General features: G+C 58.5%; 2 protein-coding genes and 3 pseudogenes. All 5 read left to right on the forward strand.

Translation table 11 applies throughout. The annotated features are described in order from the left end of the window. Positions 1-103: 103 nt before the first annotated feature. Positions 104-330 (forward strand): annotated as a pseudogene (locus tag EOA36_RS38480) (transposase); the annotation flags it as partial. Between the two features lie 80 nt (positions 331-410). Next, positions 411-815: pseudogene (locus EOA36_RS27930) on the forward strand (IS481 family transposase); the annotation flags it as partial. A 357-nt stretch (positions 816-1,172) separates the two neighbouring features. Beyond that, positions 1,173-2,372: an IS256 family transposase gene (locus EOA36_RS27935; protein WP_126097348.1), complete on the forward strand. Its 1,200-nt coding sequence runs from the start codon at positions 1,173-1,175 to the stop codon at positions 2,370-2,372. 527 nt (positions 2,373-2,899) lie between these two features. Then, complete coding sequence (gene alr / locus EOA36_RS27945) at positions 2,900-4,012, forward strand: alanine racemase (RefSeq protein ID WP_127230893.1); 1,113 nt, start codon at positions 2,900-2,902, stop codon at positions 4,010-4,012. A 573-nt stretch (positions 4,013-4,585) separates the two neighbouring features. Continuing rightward, positions 4,586-4,801, forward strand: a pseudogene (locus EOA36_RS38485) (IS110 family transposase); the annotation flags it as partial.

Raw genomic sequence — 4,801 nt, forward strand, 5'->3', positions numbered from 1 at the left:
GGGGCATATTTGCGCCTCAATGTGTCGGGTTCCGCACGAAACGTGTCCCGTGGTGTAGATGATACGGGCGAGTGGCGAAGGCATCTTTCAGCCTGCGGTAGCTCGCGGCGGGCAGCGCCGTCGCGCCGGACTGAGTTCTGCGGTGCGTCGGTCAGTTCCGGTGCGCACCTTCGGCGACTGGAACGATCCGCCTGGATATGTCGAGGTCGACTTCGTTGCCCATTCCGGCACCTCTTCGTCCGGCAGCTTGTGCAAACCATGGTCTTGACCGATATCGCCACAGGGTGGACCGAGTGCGTGCCGGTGCGGACGCGAGAAAGTGGTCTTGTCATCGCTGCATTAAACGGGCTAGGTGTTTGATCCCCGGCTTTAATGGTGCGATCTTTTCCGCGGAATGGAAAGGAGGCACTATGGGTCAGGTTCTACACGGCCGCGCCACGACGACAGAGGCGATCCGTCGAGCAATACAAAATAGTCAAGAGAGCCTGAAGAAGCTCGCCAAGCGTTATGGCATCGATCCCAAGACGGTCGCGAAGTGGCGCAATCGGACCTCGACCGCCGACCTTCCGACCGGTCCCAGAGAGCCGCGCTCGACGCTGCTGTCGCTCGAAGAGGAAGCCGCCATCGTCGCCTTTCGCAAGCACACGCTCTTGCCGCTCGATGATTGTCTCTATGCCCTTCAGCCGACGATCCCGCATCTGACGCGCTCGTCATTGCATCGTTGCCTTCAGCCCCACGGTAGTTCGCGGTTGCCGCAGACGGGCGCCGACAAGCCGGCCAAGCAGAAGTTCAAGGCCTATCCGATCGGCTATTTCGGCGCGCGTGTGATCAAGCGCTATTATCCGCCAGCGCCGCCGGTCGAGCGTGTATTGGCCCATCCCGAGGTGGCGAAGGTCGACAAGGAGCTGTGCAAGGCGGAACCGCTGATGCTGTTCACCGGCATCCATGCGGCAGGAAGATTTGGGAAGACGCGTCGATCGTCGTGGGGTGCAAGCAACGCCACAGGAACCGGTCGTCATTGACCTGCAGCGCTTCACCGTAAATCTGAAGATATAGTGTCCTGAAGGTTCCGCAAAAAGCTCTGGAGAGAGAACAGGCCTTGCGCTGAGGCGAGGCGGCCATGGCACGCTGGTGACGTTGCGATCACCGATTCCCGTGGAAGGGTAAGTGCCATGACCAATCGAGAAGTTAGACTGAGCAGAGGCGAGTTGAAAGCGTTGCTGTTGTCGGATGAGGACGGCTTTCGCAAGGTATTGCAGACTGTGGTGCAGGAGTCTTTGGAAGCCGAGATGACGGAGGCCATCGGGGCCGAGAAAGGCGAGCGGACAACGGAGCGGGTTGGTTACCGGTCCGGCTATTACGAACGCAAGCTTGTGACGCGGGTTGGCGTGCTGGAGCTTCGGGTTCCGCAAGATCGGGCCGGCCGGTTCTCGACGGAGTTGTTCGAGCGTTATCAGCGCTCGGAGAAGGCACTGGTATCGGCGCTGGTCGAGATGTACGTCCAAGGCGTGTCGACGCGCAAGGTGAAGGCGATCACCGAGGAGCTGTGCGGCCATTCCTTCTCGGCCTCGACGGTGAGCCAGGCGACGGCGCGGCTGGATGAGGCGCTGAAGGCATTTTATGAGCGGCGGCTTGCCGAACCTTACCCGTACCTCATCCTGGACGCGCGCTATGAGCGGGCGCGCGAGGCCGGCGTGATCGCCAGCCAGGCGGTCTTGGTGGCGATCGGCGTCGACTGGGAGGGCCGGCGCCAAGTGCTCGGTGTCGAGCTGGCCAACCGTGAAAGCCATTCGAGCTGGCGGGCGTTCGTGGCAGGGCTCAAGCAGCGCGGGCTTGCCGGCGTCGAGTTCGTCGTCTCCGACGACCATCCGGGGCTCAGGGCAGCGATCCGCGAAGTCCTGCCCGAGGCAGTCTGGCAGCGCTGTTACGTGCACTTCCTCAGAAACGCGCTCGATTATGTGCCGCGCAAGGTCGATGACGACTGCCTGATGGAGCTCAGATGGTTCTATGACCGGCGCGACCTAGCCGAGGTCAAGCGCGACCTGGCGCAGTGGATCGCCAAATGGCAGGCAAAATACCCGAAGCTGGTGGATTGGGTGGAGACCAACATCGAGGAGACGCTGAGCTTCTACCGGCTGCCGCTGCCGCATCACAAGCACATGAAGTCGACGAACATGCTGGAGCGGCTAAACCAGGAGATCAAGCGGCGCACCCTGATCGTTCGCATCTTCCCCAACCCGCAGAGCTGTTTGCGGCTGGTTCGGGCATTGGCGGTGGAGATCCACGAGAACTGGCTCGAGGCGACCCGCTACCTCAACATGGATCATCTGCGCGAGCACAAGAAGGAGAGCCTGAGAGCACTGGCCGCCTGAGACGCGGCCCGCCATGTCCGCCGCTCCGCTAAACACGGGGCTGCGCGGCGGACACGCCAACGTCACCGCTGAATGCCACGCCATTTTTTGCAGAACTTGACGCACACAACTTCTGAAGACGGCTTGGCAGGGCGGAGAGGTGCGACCCACCCATAGAGGCCGTATCGGCGGACAAATATCCCAAGAGACCGAGCTTGCTTGAGCGCTATGAGCTCAGATTCTGGCATGATTGGAGTCTGAGCCGACACTCTCGGCAGCCCTCGTGCTGCAGAGGCTGATGAATATCGACCAAACACGGTTCACGACAAAAAGCCTGCGGACGGTGCAAATAGCCGTGAAAGCCTAGCGTGAGGAGACAGCCCTTGAAATCATCAATGGCGACTGGAGGGCGATCTCGCCGAAGATGGGGATTGGGGCGGTGCTCCGCCGGTTTAAACGGTAATCTCGCTGGCGCGCCTACCTATCTTAGTAGGCTGCGCCGCGAGTCTGCAAGGTTTAAGAAGACGGGAACTGTTGGAGAGAAGGACATGCTGCCACTGGTGCGGCCTTCCAATGTTGTATTGGAAATTAATCTCGGGGCCATTCAGGCGAACTTCCAGGCCATCTCGGCCCTCGTTGGGCCAAACGTAAGGGCGGCCGCTGTCGTCAAAAGCGACGCCTACGGGCTTGGTCTTGTAGAGATTGCAAGAACGCTCATCGATGCCGGCTGCGATCTGCTCTTCGTCGCCAATCTGGACGAAGCGTTGCATCTAAGGTCATCCCATGTAGGCGCGGCAATTGCGGTTTTTTGCGATGATTTTGCGAAATTTGGCCCATACTATCGATCTAACGGGCTCATACCCGTTGTAAACAATTGTGCCGAATTGGAGGCCATTAGCGCAACAGGGAGGCAAACATACTTTCTCAACGTGGACACGGGATTCTCCCGCTTTGGGCTCGCTTTTGCCGAAGTGCATCGCGCGTATCTTTCTGGAACTTTCCATAGGTATCCCCCTTCGCTCGTACTCAGCCATCTGGCGTGCAGCGAACGCGGTGCGGACCCCACCAATGTGTTGCAAAGGAACCGCTTCCAGGCGATCTACGATATGCTTAAGCCCACCTGTGGCAGTCTCGCAGCCTCCGCCGGTATTTGGCTCGGCAAATCCTATCATTTCGACATGGTACGGGCGGGCTCAGCACTGTACGGGCTTAATGACGCTGGTATTAAACCAAATCCGCTGCAACCCGTTGCAAGGCTCCGAGCTAAAATACTCGACATGCGCAGTGTCGCTACGGGGGAGGCGGTTGGCTACGGGGCGACATTTCGTACGGCTCGAACTAGCCGCGTAGCAATCGTTGGGATCGGTTACAAGCATGGCCTTCCCTGGGCCTGCGGGAACAAAACTTCCGCTCGGTTCGCTGGATATTCTGTCCCTCTAATCGGAACAATATGCATGGATAACATAATGGTGGATATAACAGACGTTCCTGACGCACTTTGTCTTATAGGTGGCTTTGTAGAACTACTGGGAGAAGATTTAACTGTAAATGATCTTGCAGCAACGGTTGGCGTTAACCCGAACGAGGTACTGGCGCGACTTGGTGCTGGTTGCACAAGACGATATCTGACTTCTTCCCTGCGATCTACGCGACAGCAGTGACGACCCGCTCGAACAACCAAGTATTTAGATGGGGTATTCGGCTTGATCCTTCTCTGGACGGAATGGTCAGAGGTGCGGCGTTTCAAGCTGATATAGCCTGAGGTGCAGCATCACAGGCAGTCGCGGAGGAGCTGTCCCCTTTATCGGAAAGTGCTCGATATTGTCAGGGTAATAACAACTGCCGGTATCTGACGACAGTTCCGGGTGTCGGGCCTGTCGTTGCCTTAGGGCTCACCAATACCATCGATAATCCCGGCCCGCGCACTTCGACCGGTTTCGGAGGAGCAACTGCCAGTGATCAAGGAATCTGGAGAGAGCAAGCGCGTCGGCCGTGCTTCGCTCTGCGGGGATGGATGATGCGAACGTTGCTCTGTGAGGCCGAACAGGTCATGCTCAGCCGTGTGAAAAGGTGGTCCTGAAAGGTTGGGTGACGGATAGCGCTAGGTGTTTAGACGGGGTATTCGGCTTTGTCCGAACGGGTGTTTGAGGTGCTGCTTCGAGCTGATGATAAAACGTGGTCTGCGTAAACAGCCACAAGCATCAGGAACGGAAGGCCTTTCTCAAGGCGCAGGCAACAAGACCGACCGCAACGATGCGCGGCATTGCGCAGGTGATGCGGGTTAATTGTGTTCCGGCCGATGCACGTCAAGACGCTGATGAGCCAGGAACGTCGGGCGCCTGTTGACAGCCCGCAAGTTGCTGCAGGAAAAGGCCATCGCAATTGAGAATGACATTCGAGGCCTGTTGCGTAACTTCGGTCTCAGGTTGGCATTGGCGGCGCTGCCAAAT

Source organism: Mesorhizobium sp. M8A.F.Ca.ET.021.01.1.1 (genome assembly GCF_003998025.1).
In the GTDB taxonomy this organism is placed as follows: Bacteria; Pseudomonadota; Alphaproteobacteria; order Rhizobiales; family Rhizobiaceae; genus Mesorhizobium.